The 21,683-nt window shown below is 69.8% G+C and carries 19 protein-coding genes; 11 read left to right on the top strand and 8 right to left on the bottom strand.

Annotation, left to right across the window (positions count from 1 at the left end):
- Positions 1-229: 229 nt before the first annotated feature.
- From pflB to ACFVX6_RS00120, 9 genes are all read left to right on the top strand, one after another.
- Positions 230-2,500 (top strand): formate C-acetyltransferase, encoded by a 2,271-nt coding sequence (gene pflB / locus ACFVX6_RS00080; protein WP_389686291.1) that lies wholly within the window; start codon positions 230-232, stop codon positions 2,498-2,500.
- Positions 2,501-2,608: 108 nt separating this feature from the next.
- Entirely contained in the window at positions 2,609-3,436 is an 828-nt protein-coding gene (gene pflA, locus ACFVX6_RS00085) for a pyruvate formate-lyase-activating protein (protein WP_389686293.1), read from the top strand.
- A gap of 105 nt (positions 3,437-3,541) precedes the next feature.
- A complete protein-coding gene (locus ACFVX6_RS00090) occupies positions 3,542-4,633 on the top strand; it encodes an MFS transporter (RefSeq protein WP_389686295.1) in 1,092 nt (363 codons plus the stop codon).
- Positions 4,630-6,960 (top strand): molybdopterin oxidoreductase family protein, encoded by a 2,331-nt coding sequence (locus ACFVX6_RS00095; RefSeq protein ID WP_389686297.1) that lies wholly within the window; start codon positions 4,630-4,632, stop codon positions 6,958-6,960. The genes ACFVX6_RS00090 and ACFVX6_RS00095 overlap by 4 nt, the downstream gene beginning before the upstream one ends.
- Before the next feature lie 6 nt (positions 6,961-6,966).
- Positions 6,967-7,566 (top strand): 4Fe-4S dicluster domain-containing protein, encoded by a 600-nt coding sequence (locus tag ACFVX6_RS00100; RefSeq protein ID WP_243335392.1) that lies wholly within the window; start codon positions 6,967-6,969, stop codon positions 7,564-7,566.
- Positions 7,563-8,234 carry a ubiquinol-cytochrome c reductase iron-sulfur subunit gene (locus tag ACFVX6_RS00105; protein ID WP_389686299.1) on the top strand — a complete coding sequence of 224 codons (672 nt, stop codon included), beginning with the start codon at positions 7,563-7,565 and terminating at the stop codon, positions 8,232-8,234. The genes ACFVX6_RS00100 and ACFVX6_RS00105 overlap by 4 nt, the downstream gene beginning before the upstream one ends.
- Entirely contained in the window at positions 8,231-8,599 is a 369-nt protein-coding gene (locus ACFVX6_RS00110) for a hypothetical protein (RefSeq protein ID WP_389686301.1), read from the top strand. The genes ACFVX6_RS00105 and ACFVX6_RS00110 overlap by 4 nt, the downstream gene beginning before the upstream one ends.
- A gap of 2 nt (positions 8,600-8,601) precedes the next feature.
- Positions 8,602-10,029, top strand: coding sequence for a NarK family nitrate/nitrite MFS transporter (locus ACFVX6_RS00115; protein WP_389686303.1), 1,428 nt, complete (start codon positions 8,602-8,604; stop codon positions 10,027-10,029).
- A gap of 37 nt (positions 10,030-10,066) precedes the next feature.
- Entirely contained in the window at positions 10,067-10,282 is a 216-nt protein-coding gene (locus ACFVX6_RS00120; protein ID WP_389686304.1) for a hypothetical protein, read from the top strand.
- 13 nt (positions 10,283-10,295) lie between these two features.
- Here ACFVX6_RS00120 and mscL read toward each other — a convergent pair whose 3' ends face one another.
- The 7 genes from mscL to ACFVX6_RS00155 all read right to left on the bottom strand — a co-directional run bounded on the left by mscL (position 10,296) and on the right by ACFVX6_RS00155 (position 16,889).
- A complete protein-coding gene (gene mscL / locus ACFVX6_RS00125) occupies positions 10,296-10,793 on the bottom strand; it encodes a large conductance mechanosensitive channel protein MscL (protein ID WP_389686306.1) in 498 nt (165 codons plus the stop codon).
- Positions 10,794-10,916: 123 nt separating this feature from the next.
- Positions 10,917-11,483 carry a hypothetical protein gene (locus ACFVX6_RS00130; protein ID WP_389686308.1) on the bottom strand — a complete coding sequence of 189 codons (567 nt, stop codon included), beginning with the start codon at positions 11,481-11,483 and terminating at the stop codon, positions 10,917-10,919.
- Between the two features lie 158 nt (positions 11,484-11,641).
- Positions 11,642-12,337, bottom strand: coding sequence for an orotidine-5'-phosphate decarboxylase (gene pyrF / locus ACFVX6_RS00135; protein WP_389686310.1), 696 nt, complete (start codon positions 12,335-12,337; stop codon positions 11,642-11,644).
- A gap of 2 nt (positions 12,338-12,339) precedes the next feature.
- Positions 12,340-13,173, bottom strand: coding sequence for an S-methyl-5'-thioadenosine phosphorylase (locus ACFVX6_RS00140; protein WP_389686312.1), 834 nt, complete (start codon positions 13,171-13,173; stop codon positions 12,340-12,342).
- A gap of 99 nt (positions 13,174-13,272) precedes the next feature.
- Positions 13,273-13,584 (bottom strand): FmdB family zinc ribbon protein, encoded by a 312-nt coding sequence (locus tag ACFVX6_RS00145; protein WP_327253141.1) that lies wholly within the window; start codon positions 13,582-13,584, stop codon positions 13,273-13,275.
- A gap of 67 nt (positions 13,585-13,651) precedes the next feature.
- Positions 13,652-14,992: an MFS transporter gene (locus ACFVX6_RS00150; RefSeq protein ID WP_389686314.1), complete on the bottom strand. Its 1,341-nt coding sequence runs from the start codon at positions 14,990-14,992 to the stop codon at positions 13,652-13,654.
- A 364-nt stretch (positions 14,993-15,356) separates the two neighbouring features.
- Positions 15,357-16,889 (bottom strand): potassium/proton antiporter, encoded by a 1,533-nt coding sequence (locus ACFVX6_RS00155; RefSeq protein ID WP_389686316.1) that lies wholly within the window; start codon positions 16,887-16,889, stop codon positions 15,357-15,359.
- Between the two features lie 321 nt (positions 16,890-17,210).
- Here ACFVX6_RS00155 and ACFVX6_RS00160 point away from each other — a divergent pair, with 321 nt between their 5' ends.
- Positions 17,211-20,054, top strand: a complete 2,844-nt coding sequence (locus tag ACFVX6_RS00160; RefSeq protein ID WP_389686318.1) for a penicillin acylase family protein — start codon at positions 17,211-17,213, stop codon at positions 20,052-20,054.
- 21 nt (positions 20,055-20,075) lie between these two features.
- Here the strand turns inward: ACFVX6_RS00160 and ACFVX6_RS00165 are convergent, their stop codons facing one another.
- Positions 20,076-20,687: a 5-formyltetrahydrofolate cyclo-ligase gene (locus ACFVX6_RS00165; protein WP_389686320.1), complete on the bottom strand. Its 612-nt coding sequence runs from the start codon at positions 20,685-20,687 to the stop codon at positions 20,076-20,078.
- A gap of 92 nt (positions 20,688-20,779) precedes the next feature.
- Here ACFVX6_RS00165 and galU point away from each other — a divergent pair, with 92 nt between their 5' ends.
- Positions 20,780-21,682 (top strand): UTP--glucose-1-phosphate uridylyltransferase GalU, encoded by a 903-nt coding sequence (gene galU / locus ACFVX6_RS00170; protein WP_389686322.1) that lies wholly within the window; start codon positions 20,780-20,782, stop codon positions 21,680-21,682.
- The last annotated feature ends 1 nt before the right edge of the window (position 21,683 follow it).

The raw sequence follows: 21,683 nt of genomic DNA on the forward strand, positions 1-21,683 counted from the left end.
CTCTTCCGCGTGCTCCGGCAGACCTTTCCCCGAATCTTGTGAAAGTTTTCACAAGCGCACGATGGACCTTTGACCTGCTCAAAGTGCCAGGTCAACCGTGATGGGAGACCCTTGGGGCCGGGGATCAGGGGACTTTCGGGCCCCAGCTCGGGACCAACGCGGCGCCAAATGATCGATCAAAAGGCGTGCAATGGATACAAGCAATGAGGCGACTCGGAAGGTGCGGGCGATGACTGCCACCCCTGCGGAAACCACGAAGAACGGCGAGGCCTGGAACGGCTTCAAGGGCGGTCTGTGGCGCGACGCCATCGACGTCCGCGACTTCATCCAGCAGAACTACACGCCGTACGAGGGTGACGACGCCTTCCTCGCCGGCCCCACCGAGCGCACCACCGCCGTGTGGAAGGCGATCACGGACAAGTTCCCGGAGGAGCGCGAAAAGGGCGTCTACGACGTCTCGTACGACATCCCGTCGTCGATCACCGCGCACGCCCCCGGTTACATCGACCGCGACAAGGACCTGATCGTCGGCCTCCAGACGGACGCCCCGCTCAAGCGCGCGATCATGCCCTACGGCGGCTGGCGCATGGTCGCCGGCGCTCTGGAGACCTACGGCTACCCGGTCTGCGACGACCTGGAGAAGGTCTTCACGGAGTACCGCAAGACCCACAACGCCGGTGTCTTCGACGCATACACCCCCGACATCCGCGCCGCCCGCAAGGCCGGCATCGTGACCGGCCTGCCGGACGCGTACGGCCGCGGCCGCATCATCGGCGACTACCGCCGCGTGTCGCTCTACGGCGTCGACCGCCTCATCGCCGTCAAGAAGGAGGAGAAGGAGGAGATCAACTCCCTCCCCGCGGGCAACCGCTCGCTGGAGGAGACGATCCGCCTGCGCGAGGAGCTCTCCGAGCAGATCCGCGCCCTCGCCGAGCTCAAGGCGATGGCCGCCTCCTACGGCCACGACATCTCCGGCCCGGCCACCACCGGCCGCGAGGCCATCCAGTGGCTGTACTTCGCGTACCTGGCCGCCGTGAAGGAGCAGAACGGCGCGGCCATGTCGCTCGGCCGCACCTCCACCTTCATCGACGTCTACCTCCAGCGCGACATCGAGGCCGGCATCCTCACCGAGGAGCAGGCCCAGGAGCTGGTCGACGACTTCATCATCAAGCTCCGCATCGTCCGCTTCCTGCGCACCCCGGAGTACGACGAGCTCTTCTCCGGCGACCCCACCTGGGTCACCGAGTCGATCGCCGGCATGGGCGAGGACGGCCGTCCGCTGGTCACCAAGACCTCGTTCCGCTACCTCCACACCCTCTACAACCTCGGCCCGGCCCCCGAGCCGAACATGACCGTCTTCTGGTCGCCCCAGCTCCCGCAGGGCTTCAAGGAGTTCTGCGCCCGGGTCTCGATCGACACCTCCTCGGTGCAGTACGAGTCCGACGAGCTGATGCGCCCGCGCTTCGGCGACGACACCGCCATCGCCTGCTGCGTCTCGGCCATGCCGGTCGGCAAGCAGATGCAGTTCTTCGGCGCCCGCGTGAACCTCGCCAAGACCCTGCTCTACGCGATCAACGGCGGCCGCGACGAGAAGTCCGGAGCCCAGGTCGGCCCGTCCACCGGAGCCCTCACCTCCGAGGTGCTGGACTACGACCAGGTCATGGCCAAGTTCGACGAGCAGATGGAGTGGCTCGCCGACACCTACGTCCACGCCCTGAACGTCATCCACTACATGCACGACAAGTACGCCTACGAGCGCATCGAGATGGCGCTCCACGACCGCGACGTGCGCCGCACCATGGCCTGCGGCATCGCCGGCCTCTCGGTCGCCGCCGACTCGCTGGCCGCCATCAAGTACGCCAAGGTCACCGCCGTGCGCGACGAGACCGGCCTCGCCACCGACTACACCATCGAGGGCGACTACCCGGCCTACGGCAACAACGACGACCGTGTCGACTCGATCGCCGTCTGGCTGGTCGAGGAGTTCATGAAGAAGATCCGCAAGCACCCGACGTACCGCGGAGCCGAGCACACCCAGTCGGTGCTGACCATCACCTCGAACGTGGTCTACGGCAAGAAGACCGGCAACACGCCGGACGGACGCCGCGCCGGCGAGCCGTTCTCCCCGGGCGCCAACCCGATGAACGGCCGCGACACCCACGGCTACGTCACTTCGGCGCTGTCGGTCGCGAAGCTCCCGTACGAGGACGCCGAGGACGGCATCTCGCTGACCAACACCGTCACCCCCGACGGCCTGGGCCGCACCCCCGAGGAGCGGATCAAGAACTTGGCGGGCGTCCTCGACGGCTACATGGCGGTCGACGGCTTCCACATGAACGTGAACGTGCTCAACCGCGACACGCTCATGGACGCCATGGAGCACCCGGAGAACTACCCGCAGCTCACCATCCGCGTCAGCGGATACGCGGTGAACTTCGTCCGCCTCACGCGCGCTCAGCAGCTCGACGTGCTGAACCGCACCTTCCACGGCTCTCTCTGACCCTCGAGAGACCCACGAGCACGCGCGGCCCGGGGCCGGCCCTCACCCGGCCCCGGGACCGCGCGTCACCAGATCAGCCCACGGAATCTGGAAGCTGGAGCACCTGCCATGACCGTCCTGTTCGGTACGAGCCTCCCCGTCGGCCACGCCAACGCGATCAGCGTGAGCGCCGGCCAGACGCCCGCCGCCGCCGCGACCCAGCGGCCGAGCGAGGGCACGGTGCACTCCTGGGACCTGTCCACCGGGGTCGACGGCCCCGGGACCCGGTTCGTGACCTTCCTGTCCGGCTGCCCCCTGACCTGCCTGTACTGCCACAACCCCGACACCATGCGGATGCGCAACGGCAAGCGCACCTCGGCCGACGACGTCATCGCCGAGGCCCGCAAGTACACCAAGTTCATCTCCGCCTCCGGCGGCGGCGCCACCATCTCCGGCGGCGAGCCGCTGCTCCAGCCCGTCTTCGCCGGCGAACTGCTGCACCGGATGAAGAACGACCTCGGACTGCACACGGCGCTGGACACCTCCGGTTTCCTCGGGGCCCGCGCCACCGACGCACTGCTGCGCGATGTGGACCTGGTCCTGCTCGACATCAAGTCCTGGGACCGCGAGACGTACAAGAAGGTGACCGGTCGCCCGCTGGAGCCCACCCTCGACTTCGCCCGCCGCCTCGCCGACCTCGGCAAGGAAGTGCACCTGCGGTTCGTGCTGGTGCCGGGACTGACCGACGCCCGGGAGAACGTCGAGGGCGTCGCCGCCTTCGCCGGGACCCTCGGCAACGTCTCGCGGGTCGACGTACTGCCCTTCCACAAGCTCGGCGAGAGCAAGTGGGAGGCGCTCGACATGAAGTTCACACTCCACGACACGCCGTCGCCGACCGCCGGACAGGTCGCCGAGGCGAAGGCCATTTTCGCCGCGCAGGGACTGAACGCGGTCTGAGGGGCGGGAGCCCGCGCGCGGGCCCGCCCGAGTCATCACTCGAACGGCGCACCGGTAAGCTCCGCATAACGGGCCGAATCAGTACAGACCACCTAGCGTGGTGCTGTGTCCGAGCCCTCAGATGTCATCGACGCCGCGCCCCCACCGGCGCCCGAGACCCCGCCGCAGGCCGGGCGGTCCGTCACCGCACGGGCCACCCTGGCCGGCACCGTCGTCTCGCTCCTGCTCATCGTCGCGATCGTGCTCGGCAGCAGGCTGCTGCGGGACTTCGACTCGGCCCTGCTGCCCTACGCCGTCGCCACCGTCTTCCTGGCCTTCGGCGTGGCCTACCGGTACACCGTGTGGGTCTCGGCCCCCGGCGCGCGCCGCCTGTTCAAAAAGGGCTTCGGCAGCTTCTTCTCGGTCGACAACTTCCGCAAGGCACCCACCGCCGTGCCGAAGATGATCGCCACCTACCTCGGCTTCCAGAAGTTCCTCGGCGCCCGCTCGCGCCCCCGTTGGATCGCCCACCAGCTGATGTTCTGGGGCTGCCTCCTCGCCGCGGCGATCACCTTCCCGCTGACCTGGGGCTGGTTCACCTTCACCGGCGACAGCGCGACGGGCCCCGGGTACGAGATGCGGATCTGGGGCATCAAGGTCCTCGGATTCAACTCCCTGAACATCCTGGGCTGGCTGATGTTCCACGGCCTGGACATCGCCGCCGTCCTCGTCATCCCCGGAGCCTCGTACTTCCTGTACCGGCGGATGAAGGACCGCGGCGCGATGACCGGCCAGCGCTTCGCCTACGACCTGCTGCCGCTGATCTGCCTGATCGTCATCTCCGTGACCGGTCTGCTGCTGACCTTCTCCTCGATCTTCCTGCACGGCGGCGGATACGAGTTCCTCGCGATCCTGCACATGGTGTCGGTGGTGTTCACCCTCATCTACATCCCGTTCGGGAAGTTCTTCCACATCGTCCAGCGCCCGGCCGCCGTCGGCATGCAGCTCTTCAAGTACACGGCCCGCCAGGACGAGCAGGTCTTCCTCTGCAAGCGCTGCGAGGAGCCCATCGACACCACCCCGTACGTGGAGAACCTGCGCGGCACCATGCAGGACCTCAACCTCGACTTCAACGCCTTCGTCGAATACTGCCCGCGCTGCAAGCGGGTCCTGCGCGGCAACGCCTACCTGACCCAAGTCAAGAAGGGCTTCAAGTGACCGCGACCGACCCCGCCAAGGCCGCGTCCCGGCCCGTGCACGTCTCCATCGACCCCTCCATCGCACCGCCCGGCACCCGCAACTTCCGCGACGCCGGCGGCATCCCCGCCGACCAATGGCACGCCGACCAGAACGGCGAGACCCTGGTCCCCACCCACTGCTGCTTCTGCGGCGTGCAGTGCGGGATGTACCTGCGCGTGGACAAGGGCGGCAAGGTCTTCGGCGTGGAACCCCGCAACCACGACATCAACCGGATGCGGCTCTGCCCCAAGGGCATCAACGCCTACCAGCAGGTCAACCACCCCGACCGGCTGACCGCCCCGCTGATGCGGCGCTCCCGGGACGAGGAGTTCAAGGAGTGCTCCTGGGACGAGGCCCTGGACTTCACCGTCTCCGAGGTCCGCCGCATCCAGGAGGCCCACGGCAACGACGCCTTCGGGCTGCTCGGCGGAGCCAGCCTGTTCTCCGAGAAGACCTACCTGGTCGGCAAGTTCGCCCGGGTCGCGCTGAAGACCAAGCACGTCGACTACAACGGCCGGCTGTGCATGGTCAGCGCCGCCGGAGCCAACAAGCTCGCCTTCGGCATCGACCGGGCCGGCAACCCCTTCTCCGACATCCTCCTCACCGACTGCCTGCTCATCGCCGGGTCGAACGTGGGGGAGTGCTTCCCCGTGATGACCCAGTACCTGTGGGGCGCGCGGGACCGCGGCGCCTCGCTGATCGTGATCGACCCGCGCGAGACGGCCATCGCCCGCACTGCCGACATCCACGTCGCGCTCAAGCCCGGCACCGACTCGGCCTTCTTCAACGCCGTGCTGAACGTGGTCATCGCCGAAGGCCTCACCGACGAGGCCTACATCGCCGCGAACACCACCGGCTGGGACGAGGTCAAGAAGACCGTCGCCGAGTACCCGCCGTCCCGCTCCGCGGAGATCTGCGGGGTACCTGCCTCGCAGATCGTCCAGGTGGCACGCGTCTTCGCCGGCGCGGACAAGGCCATGGCCTGGCACGCCCGCGGCATCGAGCACCACTCCCAGGGCGTCGAGAACTGCCTGTCCGTCATCAACCTGTGCGTGGCCACCGGCCACATCGGCAAGCCCGGCGCCGGCTACGGCACCATCACCGGCCAGGGCAACGGCCAGGGCGGCCGCGAGCACGGCCAGAAGTCCGACCTGCTGCCCGGCGGCCGCTCCATCACCAATCCGGAGCACCGCAAGCAGATCTGCCAGATCTGGGGCATCGAGGAGTCCGAACTCCCAGGCGCCGGCACCTCCATGATGGAGATGGTCTGGCAGATGCAGCGCAAGGAGATCCGCGGCCTCATCGGCATCTGCAACAACCCGTTCGTCTCCCTCCCGAACTACGCGGTGGTCAAGGACGGCTACGACACCGCGGAGTTCCACGCCCAGTTCGATTTCTTCCTCTCCGAGACCGCGGCCAACGCCCATGTGGTCTTCCCCGTCACCACCTGGGCCGAGGACGAGGGAGTGATGGCCAACGCCGAGGCCCGCGTGGTCAAGCACAACAAGGCCCAGGAGCCGCCCGCCGGAGTGCGCACCGACACCTGGGTCATCTGCGAGCTCGCCCGACGGCTGGGCGCCGGGAAGCACTTCGACTTCCCCGGCTCCCGCGAGGTGTTCGAGGAGCTGCGCGTCGCCTCCGCCGGAACGGTCAACGACTACTACGGCATCACCTACGACCGCCTCGACGAGACCGGCGGGATCGTCTGGCCCTGCCCCTCCACCGAGCACCCGGGCACCCCCCGGCTGTTCGAGGACGGCCGGACCTACCACCCCGACGGCAAGATCCACATGCAGGTCGTGGAATGGCATCCGCCCATGGACGCCTACACCGAGGAGTACCCCCTCTCCCTCACCACCGGCCGCACCGTCGCGCACTTCCTCTCCGGCAACCAGACCCGCCGCCTGGGCGCCCTCGTCGAGCAGACCCCCCGCCCCTGGGTGGAGGTCCACCCCTCGCACGGTTTCCGCAACGGCGAACCGGTACGGGTGGTCACCCGGCGCGGCAGCGAGGTGTTCCCGGCCCTGGTCACCGAGGCGATCCGCCCCGACACCGTCTTCATCCCGTACCACTGGCCCGTCCCGACGGCCGCGAACGCCCTGACCATCGACGCCCTCGACCCCCGCTCGAAGATCCCCGAGTACAAGGTCTGCGCCGCCCGGATCGAGGCCGCCGAGCGGGTCGACGAGGTGCCGGCCCCGCCCACCCCGCCGGGCCGCGAGGCCTATCCGGAGGCCCAGGTCTCCCGCACCGACCCCCTGCCCCCCACGTCCCCGCAGGGCCGTGGCACGGCGGAGAGGAGCTGACCCGCCATGATGGGCCGCACGATCTTCATCGACCCGGGTCGCTGCATCGGCTGCCAGGCATGTGTCTCTGCTTGCCGGGAGTGCGATTCGCACCGCGGCAAATCGATGATCCACCTGGACTACACCGAACCCGGCATGTCCGTCGCTTCCCTCCCCAGCGTCTGCATGCACTGCGAGGACCCGGTCGCACCCTGCGCCGAGGTCTGCCCCGCCGACGCGATCCTGGTGACCGCCGACGGGGTGGTCCAGCAGGCCGACACCACCCGCTGCATCGGCTGCTCCAACTGTGTCAACGCCTGCCCCTTCGGCATCCCGAAGATCGACCTCCAGGCGAAGCTGCAGATGAAGTGCAACCTCTGCTACGACCGCACCGCCTACGGCCTCGCCCCGATGTGCGCGACCGTCTGCCCGACCGGAGCCCTCTTCTACGGAACCCTCGAAGAGCTCCAGGCGGAGCGCCCCGGCGTCCAGGTGGCCGACTCCTTCGTCTTCGGCGACGTCGTCGTCCAGACCGGTGTGGCCATGGTCGTCCCCGCCGACAAGGTCCAGTGGCCCGTCCCCGGCGGCCTGCCCGTCGTCGAGATCAACGGAAGGGACGTCCGATGAGCGTCACCGAACAGCCCCCTCCGCACCCAGGTCCGGCCCCTGACGGCGGAGCGGCCGCCGACGCCGCGATCGAGCAGCTGCGCGACCGGATCAGCGCCGACTCCCTCACCACCCGCCGGGACTACCTGCGGATCGTCGCCACCGTCTCCGGGGGCCTGGCCATCGGCGGTGTCGGCGTCGCCGCGGGCATCCTGCACCGGCACGGCGACAACGAGGGCCTGCCCGACCCGAAGAAGGTCGCCGACCAGCTGGCCCCCGGCCAGTCCGTGGCCTTCCGGTTCCCCGGCGAGGACGACCGGGCCCTGGCCGTGCGCCTGGGGGACGGCTCCCTCGTGGGCTACTCCGCCGTCTGTACCCACCTGGCCTGCGGCGTGCTGTGGCGCAAGGACCGAGGCCCCGACGGGGAGCTGTACTGCCCCTGCCACGAGGGTGTCTTCGACGCCCGCACCGGCGAGGTGACGGCCGGTCCGCCGCCGCGCCCGCTGCCGAGGATCTACCTGACCGAGCAGGCCGACGGCAGCGTCTGGGCCGTCGCCACCGCACGGTCGGGCGAGCCGGCCAAGGACGCGCTCTGCCGGCAGTTCGGCGACTCCCACCCGGTGGAGTCCGCCCGTCTGGGCTGCCCCGGCTCGGCCAGGGCGGGCACCACCGAGAGGAGGCCCACATGAGCGAGACACCGCTGCCACCCCGCCCGGAATACCACCCGGGCAGTGCCCAGCCACGGCTCAACCGCCCGGTGCAGGAGAGGTACCCGCAGATCCGCTCCACCAGCGGGTACGGGGACCCCCGGATCCGGCACACGGGCCCGGGCCCGGGAGCCGGCACCGAGCAAGAGCCCGAGCGCTCCTCCCGACTCAACGCGCGCCTGGCCCTGGCCCTCACGGTCGTGATCGGCCAGCTCTGGGCGCTGACCGTGACCGTCAACGAGTGGATGAAGGGGAACACCGGCACGGCCTGGTGGGGAGCGGGATTCCTGATCCTGTCCTTCCTCGTCGTGATCGGACTGTGGCTCCTCGACCCGAAGGACCGATGACCATGTCGATACCCACGCCGACTTCGTCGGCACCGCGCAGCCACCGCGCAGAGAGCTACAAGCCCGGGGCCACCATCGCCGACTGGCGGCCGGAGGACGAGGGCTTCTGGCAGTCCAAGGGCCACCGGGTCGCCCAGCGCAACCTCTGGGTCTCGATCCCGGCCCTGATGCTCGGCTTCGTGGTCTGGCAGGTCTGGTCGGTGACGGTGGTCAAGCTGAACGACGTCGGCTTCGGCTTCTCGAAGTCGCAGCTGTTCTGGCTGACCGCCATCCCCGGTATCACCGGCGGCACCTTCCGGATCCTCTACACCTTCATCGGGCCGATGTTCGGCGAGCGCAAGTTCACCGCCTTCAGCACGATCATCCTGGTCGTGCCGATGCTGTGGCTGGGCTTCGCGCTCCAGGACACCGGTACGCCGTACTGGGAGCTGGCCCTGATCGCGGCCGTGTGCGGCATCGGCGGCGCGAACTTCGCCTCCTCGATGGCGAACATCGGCTTCTTCTTCCCCAAGCGGGAGAAGGGCAGCGCCAACGGCCTCAACGGCGGCCTCGGCAACCTGGGCGTGAGCGTGGTCCAGCTGATCGCCCCGCTGGTGGTCACCGCGGCCGTCCTGGGCGCCCCGGCGGGCGGACCCCAGCACGACGGGAAGAAGAACACCGACATCTGGCTGCAGAACGGCGCCTTCCTCTGGGTGCCGCTGCTCGTCATCATGGCGCTGGCCGCCTGGTTCCTGATGAACGACCTGAAGGTGGCTGCGGCCCCCTTCAGTCGGCAGAAGATCATCTTCAAGCGCAAGCACAACTGGCTGATGACCTGGCTCTACGTCGGCACCTTCGGGTCCTTCATCGGCTTCGCCGCCGGACTGCCGCTGCTGATCAAGAACAACTTCGAGGCGCAGGGCTACCAGGCCACCACCTACGCCTGGATCGGCCCCTTCGTCGGGGCGCTCACGCGCTGGGGCGGCGGCTGGCTCTCGGACAAGATCGGCGGAGCCAGGGTCACGATCCTGTCCTTCGTCGGCATGGCGGCGGCCCTCGTCGTGGTGATCTTCGCGCTGCCCTCCGGAGGCCAGGAGGGCGACTTCTGGCCCTTCTACATCGGCTTCCTGGTGGCCTTCGCCTTCTCCGGCCTGGGCAACGGATCGACCTTCCGGCAGATCCCGGTGATCTTCCGCGACCAGCACATGAAGGCGGTCGAGGGCCAAGGCCCCGAGGCGCAGGCAGCGGCGCTGAAGCAGTCGGAGATGGAGTCGGGAGCCGTCACCGGCTTCTCCTCGGCCATCGCGGCCTACGGGTTCTTCTTCATCCCCGCGATGTTCGCGGCCATGGCCGTCACCAACGCACTGTGGCTCTTCATCGGCTTCTACGTCACGTGCCTGGTGGTGTGCTGGTGGTTCTACGCCCGCAAGGGCGCCGAGGCTCCCAGCTGAGCGGGGCCGGCGGCGGGGGCGGCCGTACCCTGGAGGCATGAGCGACGCCCCCGCCACCGACCCGCACGCACCGAAGTCCCAGCCGAAGCCCGAGCCGAAATCCCGGCCGAAGCCGCGGCTGGACTTCGGCGACCCGCTGGACCAGCAGTCCTCGGACGACACCGACCGGGGCTGGGGCGAGCGGCCGCCCGCCGGCGGAAGCGCGGCCGACCTGGCCCGCTTCCTCGACGAGAAGCCCCCGCACCACGTCTGAGCCGGCGGACCGGCTAGAGCCGGGGCCCTGACACGCCGGAGTGCACCGTGCCGTCCACGCCGCGCTGGGCGATCAGCTCGTCGCGGATCTCCTTGAGGACCACCAGCTCGGTGATCTCCATGGTCTCCTGGACGCCTTCCTTCGCCTTGCGGCGCGCCTCCTGCCGGGCGAGGTACTTCGACATCGGCAGCACCATGAGGAAGTACACGACCGCGGCGGTGATCAGGAAGGTCAGCGTGGCGTTGAGCACGGAGCCCCAGAGGAGCTCCACGCCCGTCGGCTTGCCGTCCGCGCCGGTTCCACAGGGATCCTTGATGCAGGTCTTGTAGGCGTCCAGACTCTGCGTGCCGACGAGGCCGATCACCGGGCTGATCAGGCCCTTCACGACAGAATTCACGATGTTCGTGAACGCGGCGCCGATGACCACGGCCACCGCCAGGTCGACCACGTTGCCGCGCATCAGGAAGGCCTTGAAGCCTTCCAGCACGCTCACCTTCTTCTTCTCGCTCACCACTGAGCCTTTCTTCGTATCTGCCGAACATGGAGCCAACGGTTCCGAAAGCTACGGCAGTTTGGGTGAGGCGTGTCCAATCGACCCTCACCTCACGGTGACTTGACCGCACGTTCATACGATTCAACACAACGTCACCGCCAGTCGGGACACGGTCCCCGCCCCCACCAGAGCCCGCGCGGTGTCCCGGGGAACGGACAGCACCACCAGCGCCCCACCGTCCCCAACGCCCTGCTCCGGAGCGGGCACTTCGGCGACCCGGGCCCCCGCCGCCACCACCCGGGGCGGCCCGCCGCGCTCCGCCGCGACCACGTCCACCCGGTCCCCGGGCCGCAGCAGCCGTACCGTCGCCGCGTCCGCGATGCGCACCGGTGCCGACACCAGCCGCACCGCCGCCGGAGGGGGCTGCGCCGCGGGCGGTGCGGAGCCGCGCGAGGCCCGCGCCTCGGTGCCGCCCACTGCCAGCACGGCCGCCACGACGGCCAGCCCGGCCGCGGCCCCGCGCCGCCGGCGCCGCACCGCCCTGCGCAGCCGGTCCCCGGCGCGCCCCACGCGGAGCGGGGCGAAGAGGGGAACCGAGCGCGCGGGCGGACACGTAGCGGAAGAGGGGTGTCGGGGAACGGGCGAGGGGCGCACCGGGGTGTGGGTGTGGGGTGAGGAGAGGGAAGGGACGCGGGAGTTCGCGGTCATGACGGCCACCACCTGACGGAGTGAGCCCGGACTCCGGGGACGGAGTCCGGCGCCCGGACCCTGCGCCCGGACGTCCCTCACGATCCGCCGTCCCGCCGGATCCCGCTCGACCCTGTGGAGGATCCCCAGCCTGTGGATATCCCCGTCACTCGCAGGAGTTACCGCCCCACCGCGATCCTCCGCAGCGCCGCCACCGGATCCGCGGCCCGGGTCACCGAGCGCCCCACCACGACGTGCGAGGCCCCGGCCGCGAACGCGGCCCACGGGGTATCGGAGCGGGCGTGCCCGCCCACCTCCCCGCCCGGCAGCGTCACGCCGGGCGTGACGATCAGCCGCTCCGGCCCCAGCAGCTTCCGCAGCGGACCGACCTCCCGGGGCGATCCGACGACCCCGTCGCATCCGGCCTCCGCCGCCAGCCGGGCCAGCCGCAGCACCTGCTCGTCGGTGCCCGCGCCGATCCCGATGTCGGCGAGGTCGCTCCCGGTCATGCTCGTGACCACCGTCAGCGCGATCACCCGTAGCCCCGGGAACTCTCGCGCGGCGTCCACGGCGGCCGCCATGATGCCCGTACCGCCCATGGAGTGCACGCTCACCACGGACGCGCCCAGGGCGCCCGCGGCGCGGACGGCGCCGGCCACGGAGTTCGGGATCTCGAAGAGCTTCAGGTCGAGGAAGACCTCGTGGCCCTGATCGACGAGCCCGCGTACGAGGTCCGGCCCGGCGGCGGTCAGGAGCTCCAGGCCGACCTTGTAGAAGCCGCAGGCACCTCCGATGCGTGCCACGAGGGCCTCGGCGGCGCCGCGGTCGTCGAAGTCGAGGGCGACGATGATCCGACGGTCAGTGGTGTCGTTCACGGCTACGGCAGCTCGATGCCCAGGTCCCAGCCGTCGTGGGCGTGGGTGCACAGGCAGGCGCGGGATTCGGTCGGGGGCAGGGCGGCCACCGCGTCGAAGAGGACCTCGCGCAGCCGCCCGACGTTCTCGCCGAAGACCTTGAGGACCTCCGTGTGGGAGACCCCCTCGCCCGTCTCCGCGCCCGCGTCCAGGTCCGTGACCAGCGCCATCGAGGTGTAGCAGAGCCCCAGCTCGCGCGCGAGGATCGCCTCGGGGTGGCCCGTCATGCCGACCACCGACCAGCCGGCCGCGGCGTGCCACTGCGATTCGGCGCGGGTCGAGAAGCGGGGTCCCTCGATGACGACCATGGTGCCGCCGTCCACCGGCTCCCACTCCCGTCCGCGCGCCGCCGCCAGCGCCACCGAACGGCCCACCGGGCAGTAGGGGTCGGCGAAGGTGGTGTGCACGACGTTGGGGACCGAGCCGTCCGGGAGCGGCTCCCCGTCGAAGAAGGTCTGGGCGCGGGACTTCGTACGGTCGACCAGCTGGTCGGGAACGAGCAGCGTCCCCGGGCCGTACTCGGGGCGCAGGCCGCCGACGGCGCAGGGGCCCAGCACCTGGCGGACGCCGACGGAGCGCAGCGCCCACAGGTTGGCCCGGTAGTTGATCTTGTTCGGGGGCACGGTGTGGCTGCGGCCGTGCCGGGGCAGGAAGGCCACCGTCCGTCCGGCGAGCTCGCCGAGGTAGAGGGAGTCGCTGGGAGGCCCGTAAGGCGTCTCCACCTGGATCTCGGAGACGTCCTCCAGGAAGGAGTAGAAGCCCGATCCGCCGATGACACCGATCTCTGCATTCGCCATGCGGCCCACCCTAACGGGGCATGCCGAAGGCCCCGCTGTCCCGTGGGGACGGCAGGGCCTCGGATGGACCTGGTGGAGCTGGTGAAGCCTTGGAGCGCGTCAGGCGGCCGACGAGCTCGACGACGACGAGGAGGTCGAGGTCGAGGACGATGACGCCGTCGAGGACGAGGACGCGGCCGGGGTGGCGGCCGGCGTCGACGCGGGCTTCGAGGCAGGGGTGCTGCTCGACGAAGCGCCGCGGCTGTCGTTCCGGTAGAAACCGGATCCCTTGAAGACGATGCCGACCGCGGAGAACACCTTCTTCAGGCGTCCGTCACAGCTCGGGCACACGGTCAGCGCGTCATCGGTGAACTTCTGCACGGCCTCAAGGCCCTCACCGCACTCGGTGCACTGGTACTGGTAGGTCGGCACGAATTTCCTCCTGGCACTCTCACTCAATGAGTGCTAACGACGCTCCATGGTGACGTATTCCGGCGGATCAGTCCACCGTCACCGGCACGCGGTGACCCAGACCACGCTCGTTCACACCCGCGGCGGGTGCCGCGGAGGTGGCCGAAGCGGCCGGCTTGGACGAGCTGACGATCCGGCTCGGGGCCTTCGGGGCCAGCTTCGCACGCAGCGCCAGCAGGATGGCCAGAGCGAGCACGGTGGCCACCATCGGCACGAGGAACCCGTACGAGGACCCGTGCGCGTCCGTCAGGCGGCCGGCCAGGGTCACGGCACCGGCCTGCCCGAAGGCGACGCCTCCGGTGAGCCAGGTGAAGGCCTCGGTCCGCGAGGTGGCGGGGATCAGCTGCTCGATCATGGTGTAGCCGGTGATCAGCGCGGGGGCGATGCACAGACCGACGACCAGGCCGAGCGCGCCCAGCAGGATCATCGAGTTCGCGGCCCACAGGACCGAGGCGGCCGCGGTGAGGCCGATGTAGCCGAGGATCAGGCGGCGGCGCGGGCCGATCTTCCAGGCGATCGCACCGCAGGCGATGCCGGCGATCATGTTGCCCGCGGCGAAGACGCCGTAGAGCAGACCGTTGGCGCCCGGGTTGCCGATCTCCTCGGAGAAGGCGGCGAGCGAGACCTGCATGCCGCCGAAGACGGCGCCGATGCCGATGAAGGCGACGATCAGGACGCGCAGGCCGTGGAACGACAGGGCCGGGGCGCGCTTCTCGCCGTGCGCCGGGCGGGCGACGGGCTTGGGCTGCGTGGCGCGCTGGGCGGCGAAGAGCAGGCCGCCGATCAGGGTCAGCGCGGCCTCGGTGACCAGACCGGCCGCCGGGTTGATGCCGGTGCACAGCGCGGTGGCGAGCACCGGGCCGACGACGAAGGTGAACTCGTCGGTGACGGACTCGAACGCTGCGGCCGTGGGCAGCAGCGGGGAGCCCTCGAGCTTGGCCGCCCAGCGGGACCGGACCATGGGTCCGACCTGCGGGACGGATGCACCGGCGGGGACGGCCGCCAGTGCGAGCGCCCAGACGGGCGCACCCAGCAGCGCGAACGCCACCAGGGAGCTGACGGCGGTGGCGTGTGCGAGGGCCACCGGGATCAGGACGGCGCTCTGGCCGTGGCGGTCGATGAGCTTGCCCATGACCGGGGCGAACACGGCCATGGAGATACCGGTGAAGGCGGCGACGATGCCGGCGCTTCCGTAGGAACCGGTGGTGTGCTGGACCAGCAGCAGGATGCTGATCGTCAGCATGCCGAAGGGGAGTCGCGCGGCGAATCCCGGGAGAACGAAGCCGAGGGCGCCGGGCGTGCGCAGGAGCTGCCCGTAGCCGGGTCGGGTGGAGGGGGCGGACTTGTCGGTCGTGACCGCGGATGTCACGGCCTGGCCTTTCCGCTGCCTGGTAGAACTCCCCGTCTGCGGACGATGCGCCGCCTTGTGAGCGATCGCACCCGTACATGTGGGAGCCCCGAGAGCTGTCCTCTTGCGCAAAACCGAGTGATACCTGGGCGCCCACTGCGGGAGGGTGCCACGGCCGCTTTGCGGTCGCGCCAGCTCTGCGTCAGGCAGAGTTGGTTCGATGTGTGTTCCTTAATCGTACAGGCAGATCGGCCGATACGCCCTGTGATTCGGGCTACAGGGCGTGTCTTCACCTGCGATTAACTGGAACTTCGCATTCAGGTCCCACTCAAACAGGGGTGAATGCGGACAGAAGTCATCGAAAATGCAGAATTAGAGCGCCGCTCTAACCCTTGCCGGAGCGCTTGGCGGAGCCTTTTCCGGAGCCCTTCCCGGCGCCCTTGGCCTTCCCGCCCGCGGGTGCGCCCCCGTCCCCGCCGGTCCCCAGCCAGCCCGCCAGCTTGCCGCCCCGGGCCACCGCCCGCAGCCGCGCCTCCGCCGCGTCCCGTACCGGGTCCGTGGCGACCACCAGCAGCTCGTCCCCGCGCCGCAGCACGGTCGACGGCGCCGGTACGAAGCTCCGCGCGTCCCGTACGACCAGCGTGACGGAAGCCCCCGGAGGCAGCCGCAGCTCGCTCACCTCGACGCCGTGCATGCGCGAGGCGGGCGGGATCGCGAAGGACAGCAGGTGTCCGCGCAGCTTCTCCAGCGGCGCCGACTCGATCCCGAGGTCGGAGGCGGTCTCGTCGCTGTTGCCCAGCTTCAGCTTGCGCGCGAGCCACGGCAGGGTCGGCCCCTGCACCAGGGTGTAGACGACGACCAGGACGAAGACGATGTTGAAGACCCGCTCGCTGCCCTCGATCCCGGACACCATGGGGATGGTCGCCAGGATGATGGGCACGGCCCCGCGCAGGCCCGCCCAGGACATGAGCGCCTGCTCCTGCCAGGGCAGCCGGAAGGGCAGCAGGGAGACGAAGACCTCCAGCGGCCGGGCCACCATCGTCAGCACCAGCCCGATGATCACCGCCGGCCAGAAGTCGTGCACCAGCTCGTGCGGGGTGACCAGCAGGCCCAGCAGGACGAACATGCCGATCTGCGCGATCCAGCCGAGCCCGTCCGCGAAACCCCGGGTGGCGGGCCAGTGGGGGAGCTTCGCGTTCCCGAGCACCATCGCCGCCAGGTACACCGCGAGGAAGCCGGAGCCGTGCGCCATCGCGCCGGCCGCGTAGGCGGTGATCGCGATCGCCATCACCGCGATCGGGTAGAGGCCCGAGGCGGGCAGTGCCACGTGCCGCAGCCCGTACGAGCCCAGGAAGCCCACCGCCAGGCCGATGGCGACGCCGATCGCCAGCTCCAGCGCGATCTTGCCTATGAGGACGTACCACTGGTCGACCGGTCCGACGGTGGCGAAGGCCACGACCAGGATGACGACCGGGGCGTCGTTGAAGCCGGACTCGGCCTCCAGCACGCCCGTGATCCGGGAGGGGAGCGGGACCTTGCGCAGGACCGAGAAGACGGCCGCCGCGTCGGTCGAGGAGACGACCGCGCCGATCAGCAGGGCTTGCCGCCATTCGAGTCCGACCAGGTAGTGCGCGCCCGCCGCGGTCACGCTCACGCTGACGGCGACGCCGACCAGCGACAGCACGATCGCGGCCGGCAGGGCCGGCTTGATCTCTTTCCACTTCGTGCCCAGGCCACCCTCGGCGAGGATCACCACGAGCGCGGCATAGCCGATCACCTGGGTCAGCTCGGCGTTGTCGAACACGACGTTGCCGATGCCGTCCTGGCCTATCGCAACACCTATGCCGAGGTAAATGAGCAGGCTGGGGAGGCCGCTGCGCGAAGAGACGCGTACCGCCGCCACGGCGACGAGCAGCACGAGCGAGCAGACCAGCAGGAGCTCATTCAGCGTGTGGACAGTCAGCGGGCGGCCCTTTCCTCGACGTGCCTGACGATGACGGAACGGGGCACGTCGGACTGACGCATCGTTCCGGCACGGGCACGGACGGCAAGTACTTCGTTACCTTACCTAATCTTTGACGCGCCCTTTACTCGATAGCCACATTGTGAAACGCCTGAGGGGCTCTGTCCTCATGACCTGTCGTCATGAGCTCGACCCCTGACGGATCAACGCACCCGGTCCTGCGCCTATGGTTGCTCCCAGCACTCCCAGGACCACCCTGCCCCTCTAAGGACAGCGATGCCCGCCAACGAAACCGCCCCTTCCGTCAAGAAGAAGGGACGACGCGCCCGTCTGATCGTGCTCGTCCTGGTGCTGGCGCTCTTCGCTGGCCTCGGGTACGGGGCGTACTGGAGCGTGGACAGCGTGCGGGCCTCGTTCCCGCAGACCACCGGCTCCCTCAAGGTGCCCGGCCTGACCGGGACCGTCGACGTCAAGCGCGATGCCAACGGAATCCCCCAGCTGTACGCCGACTCCGACGAGGACCTCTTCCGCGCGCAGGGCTTCGTGCACGCGCAGGACCGGTTCTGGGAGATGGACGTACGCCGCCACATGACCTCCGGTCGGCTCTCGGAGATGTTCGGCGCCGGCCAGGTCGAGACGGACGCCTTCCTGCGCACGCTCGGCTGGCGCCAGGTCGCGCAGCAGGAGTACGACACCAAGCTGTCGGCCGAGACCAAGAAGTACCTGCGGGCCTACGCCGACGGGGTCAACGCGTACCTGAAGGAGAAGTCCGGCAAGGACCTCTCCGTCGAGCACGCCGCCCTCAAGCTCAGCGACTCCTACCAGCCCGAGCAGTGGACCCCGGTCGACTCGGTGGCCTGGCTCAAGGCCATGGCCTGGGACCTGCGCGGCAACATGCAGGACGAGATCGACCGCGCGCTGATGACGGGCAAGCTCTCGCAGGCCCAGATCGACGACCTCTACCCGCCGTACCCCTTCGACCGGAACCGTCCGATCGTCGAGGGCGGCACCGTCAAGGGCGGGAAGTACACCCCCGCGGCCGGTCCCGGCTCCGGCAGCCCCGTGGGCTCCGGGGCCACCAGCGGCTCCCAGACCTCCACGCAGACCGGGTCCGCCGCAGACGCCCAGACCGGGCTGGCCGGCAACGCCACCGCGCAGGGCGCCACGGTGGGGCTGCGCACGCAGCTCGGCGCGCTGGCCGACACCCTCGACGAGATCCCCGCGATCCTCGGCCCGGCCGGCAGCGGCATCGGCTCGAACTCCTGGGTCGTCGCGGGCAGGTACACGACCACCGGGAAGCCGCTGCTCGCGAACGACCCGCACCTCTCCCCGCAGCTGCCCTCGGTCTGGTACCAGATGGGCCTGCACTGCCGGGCGGCCTCGACCGCGTGCCAGTACGACGTGGCCGGCTACACCTTCTCCGGCATGCCGGGCGTGGTCATCGGCCACAACGCCGACATCGCCTGGGGCATGACCAACCTCGGCGCCGACGTCACCGACCTCTACCTGGAGCAGGTCAAGCCCGAGGGCTACGTCTACGACAACAAGGTGCTCCCCTTCACCACCCGCGAAGAGGTCATCAAGATCGCCGGCGGCGGCGAGAAGAAGATCACCGTCCGGTCCACCAACAACGGCCCGCTGATCTCCGACCGCAGCGACGAGATCGCCACGGTCGGCGCCCGCGCCCCCGTGAACAGCGCCGCCCCCGACCGCGGCAACGGCTACGGGGTCTCCCTGCGCTGGACCGCGCTGGACCCGGGCAAGTCGATGGACGCCGTCTTCAAGATCAACCGGGCCAAGAACTTCCAGGACTTCCGCACCGCGGCCCGCGACTTCGAGGTCCCCTCGCAGAACCTGATCTACGCGGACAACAAGGGCGCCAACGGCAACATCGGCTACCAGGCCCCCGGCCGCATCCCGATCCGCACCACCGGCGACGGCAAGATGCCCGCCCCCGGCTGGGACTCCAAGTACGCCTGGAAGGGCGGCAAGGACGGCAACGCCGGCTACGTCCCGCAGGACGAGATGCCGTGGGCGCTCAACCCGGAGCGCGGCTTCATCGTGACCGCGAACCAGGCCGTCACCGAGAGCGGCACGGGCGCGGGCAAGTACCCGTACCTGCTGACCACCGACTGGGGCTACGGCGCCCGCAGCCAGCGGATCAACGACCTCATCGAGGCGAAGATCAAGGACAGCGGGAAGATCTCCACCGACGACATGCGCACCATGCAGATGGACAACAGCAGCGAGATCGCCGCGCTGCTGACCCCGATGCTGGCCAAGATCGACGTCTCGGACCCGGACGTCCGCTCCGCGCAGAAGCTGCTGGACGGCTGGAACTACACCCAGGAGCCCGACTCGGCGGCCGCCGCGTACTTCAACGCGGTCTGGCGCAACATCCTCAAGCTGGCCTTCGGCGACAAGCTGCCCAAGGAGCTGCGGGTCGAAGGCAGCTGCATGAACGTCCCCGAGCAGACCACCGGCCCGGCCGACGACCTCGCCAAGATGGTCCGCGAATGCGGTGAGCGCGGCTCCGACTCGGCGCAGCCGGACGGCGGGGACCGCTGGTTCGAGGTGGTCCGCCGCCTGGTCAAGGACGAGAACTCGGCCTGGTGGCAGTCGCCCGCCGTCGGCCGCACCGCGGCCGCCACCACCAACCGCGACCAGCTCTTCGCGCGGGCCATGAAGGACGCCCGCTGGGAGCTGACCGCCAAGCTCGGCAAGGACCAGTCGACCTGGAGCTGGGGCCGCATGCACCAGCTGATGCTGAAGAACCAGACGATCGGCACCGAGGGCCCCGGCTACCTCCAGTGGCTCCTCAACCGCGGCCCCTGGAACCTGGGTGGCGGCGAGGCCACCGTCAACGCGACCGGCTGGAACGCGTCCAGCGGGTACGGGGTCACCTGGGTGCCGTCGATGCGGATGGTCGTGAACCTCGCCGACTTCGACAAGTCCCGCTGGATCAACCTGACGGGCGCCTCGGGGCACGCGTACCACGACCACTACACGGACCAGACGACGCTGTGGGCCAAGGGCGAACTGCTGGACTGGGCCTTCGGGAAGGACGCCGTGGACAAGGCCACGGTCGAGACCCTGACCCTCCAGCCCGAGGGTTCCTGACGGGCACGGTCGGCGTCGCCTTCACGAGCTGAAGCGGAGCACCCCCGACGGGGTGGCCACCGCTCGGACGGGGTGGTCGTGCGGTTCCTCCGGGACCCGCGCGACCACCTCGTCGTCGTAGAGCAGCACGACCAGCGCGGGATGCGCCCCGGCGCGCTCCAGCCGCTCCAGCACCCGGTCGTACGAGCCTCCGCCCCGCCCGAGTCGCATTCCCCGCCGGTCCACGGCCAGTCCGGGCAGCAGCACGGCGTCGGCGCCGGTCACCGCGTCCGGGCCGAGACGGGGACCGGCGGGCTCCAGGAGCCGCATCTTCCCCGGGTGCGCGGCCTCGGCCAGGCTGTCGGGGCCCTCGTACGCCGCCCAGTCGAGGTCGTTGTCGGGCAGCAGGACGGGCAGCAGCACGCGGGTGCCGGCCGCCCGCAGGGCGTCGAGCAGCTCGCGGGTGCCGGGTTCGGAGCCGATGGAGACGTAGGCGGCCACGGTACGGGCGGAGCTGAGTTCGGGTAGCTCCAGGGCGGAGCGGGAGAGGGCCTCGGCCGTCGTGCGGAGGGTGTCGGCGGACAAGGCGCGGCGGGCCGCGAGGAGTTCCCGGCGCAGGTCCGCCTTGGCCCTCGAAGGCTGGTTCGCTGTCACGGTTGGCTCGTATCACTTTCTATCGGGGTATACCTGATCATGTTCATCTGAAGCACACGTGGCTCACAGCACGAGGGACTATCGTTCCGCTCATGACTCAGTTGCACCCCGTGATCAAAAAGGCCGTCATCCCGGCCGCGGGCCTCGGCACTCGGTTCCTTCCGGCAACCAAGGCCACACCCAAGGAAATGCTTCCCGTGGTGGACAAGCCGGCCATTCAGTACGTCGTCGAGGAGGCCGTGTCGGCCGGCCTCGACGACATTCTCATGATCACGGGCCGTAACAAGCGGGCTCTCGAAGACCACTTCGACCGCAACTACGAGCTGGAGTCCGCACTCATCGCCAAGGGCGACGACGACCGGCTCAAGAAGGTCCAGGAGTCCAGCGACCTGGCCACCATGCACTACGTCCGCCAGGGCGACCCCCGGGGCCTGGGCCACGCCGTGCTGTGCGCGGAGCCGCACGTCGGCGACGAACCCTTCGCCGTCCTCCTCGGCGACGACCTGATCGACCCCCGCGATCCACTGCTGCGCCGGATGACGGAGATCCAGCAGAGGGCCGGCGGCACCGTCGTCGCGCTGATGGAGGTCGACCCCTCCCAGGTGCACCTCTACGGCTGCGCCGCCGTCGAGCCCACCGACGAGGCGGACGTGGTCCGCATCACCGGTCTCGTGGAGAAGCCGGACGCCGCGGACGCACCCAGCAATTACGCGGTCATCGGACGATACGTACTGGATCCGGCGATCTTCGGCATACTGCGGGAGACCGAGCCGGGCCGCGGCGGTGAGATCCAGCTGACCGACGCCCTGCAGAAGCTGGCCGCCGACGAGACCGTCGGTGGCCCGGTGCACGGCGTGGTCTTCCGGGGCCGCCGCTACGACACCGGAGACCGCGGCGACTACCTGCGGGCCATCGTCCGACTCGCGTGCGAGCGTGAGGACCTGGGCCCGGAGTTCCGCACCTGGCTTCACCATTACGTCACGGAGGAGATGTAGG

Origin of the sequence: Streptomyces sp. NPDC058289, from assembly GCF_042880975.1 — a bacterium.
GTDB classification, from domain to species: Bacteria; Actinomycetota; Actinomycetes; order Streptomycetales; family Streptomycetaceae; genus Streptomyces; species Streptomyces stoeckheimensis.

What these genes read in the sequence shown, in the direction of transcription:
- pflB (WP_389686291.1), top strand. Translation starts at nt 230, where the DNA reads ATGACTGCCACCCCTGCGGAAACCACGAAGAACGGCGAGGCCTGGAAC.
- pflA (WP_389686293.1), top strand. Translation starts at nt 2,609, where the DNA reads ATGACCGTCCTGTTCGGTACGAGCCTCCCCGTCGGCCACGCCAACGCG.
- ACFVX6_RS00100 (WP_243335392.1), top strand. Translation starts at nt 6,967, where the DNA reads ATGATGGGCCGCACGATCTTCATCGACCCGGGTCGCTGCATCGGCTGC.
- ACFVX6_RS00105 (WP_389686299.1), top strand. Translation starts at nt 7,563, where the DNA reads ATGAGCGTCACCGAACAGCCCCCTCCGCACCCAGGTCCGGCCCCTGAC.
- ACFVX6_RS00110 (WP_389686301.1), top strand. Translation starts at nt 8,231, where the DNA reads ATGAGCGAGACACCGCTGCCACCCCGCCCGGAATACCACCCGGGCAGT.
- ACFVX6_RS00115 (WP_389686303.1), top strand. Translation starts at nt 8,602, where the DNA reads ATGTCGATACCCACGCCGACTTCGTCGGCACCGCGCAGCCACCGCGCA.
- ACFVX6_RS00120 (WP_389686304.1), top strand. Translation starts at nt 10,067, where the DNA reads ATGAGCGACGCCCCCGCCACCGACCCGCACGCACCGAAGTCCCAGCCG.
- ACFVX6_RS00130 (WP_389686308.1), bottom strand. Translation starts at nt 11,483, where the DNA reads ATGACCGCGAACTCCCGCGTCCCTTCCCTCTCCTCACCCCACACCCAC.
- ACFVX6_RS00140 (WP_389686312.1), bottom strand. Translation starts at nt 13,173, where the DNA reads ATGGCGAATGCAGAGATCGGTGTCATCGGCGGATCGGGCTTCTACTCC.
- ACFVX6_RS00160 (WP_389686318.1), top strand. Translation starts at nt 17,211, where the DNA reads ATGCCCGCCAACGAAACCGCCCCTTCCGTCAAGAAGAAGGGACGACGC.
- galU (WP_389686322.1), top strand. Translation starts at nt 20,780, where the DNA reads ATGACTCAGTTGCACCCCGTGATCAAAAAGGCCGTCATCCCGGCCGCG.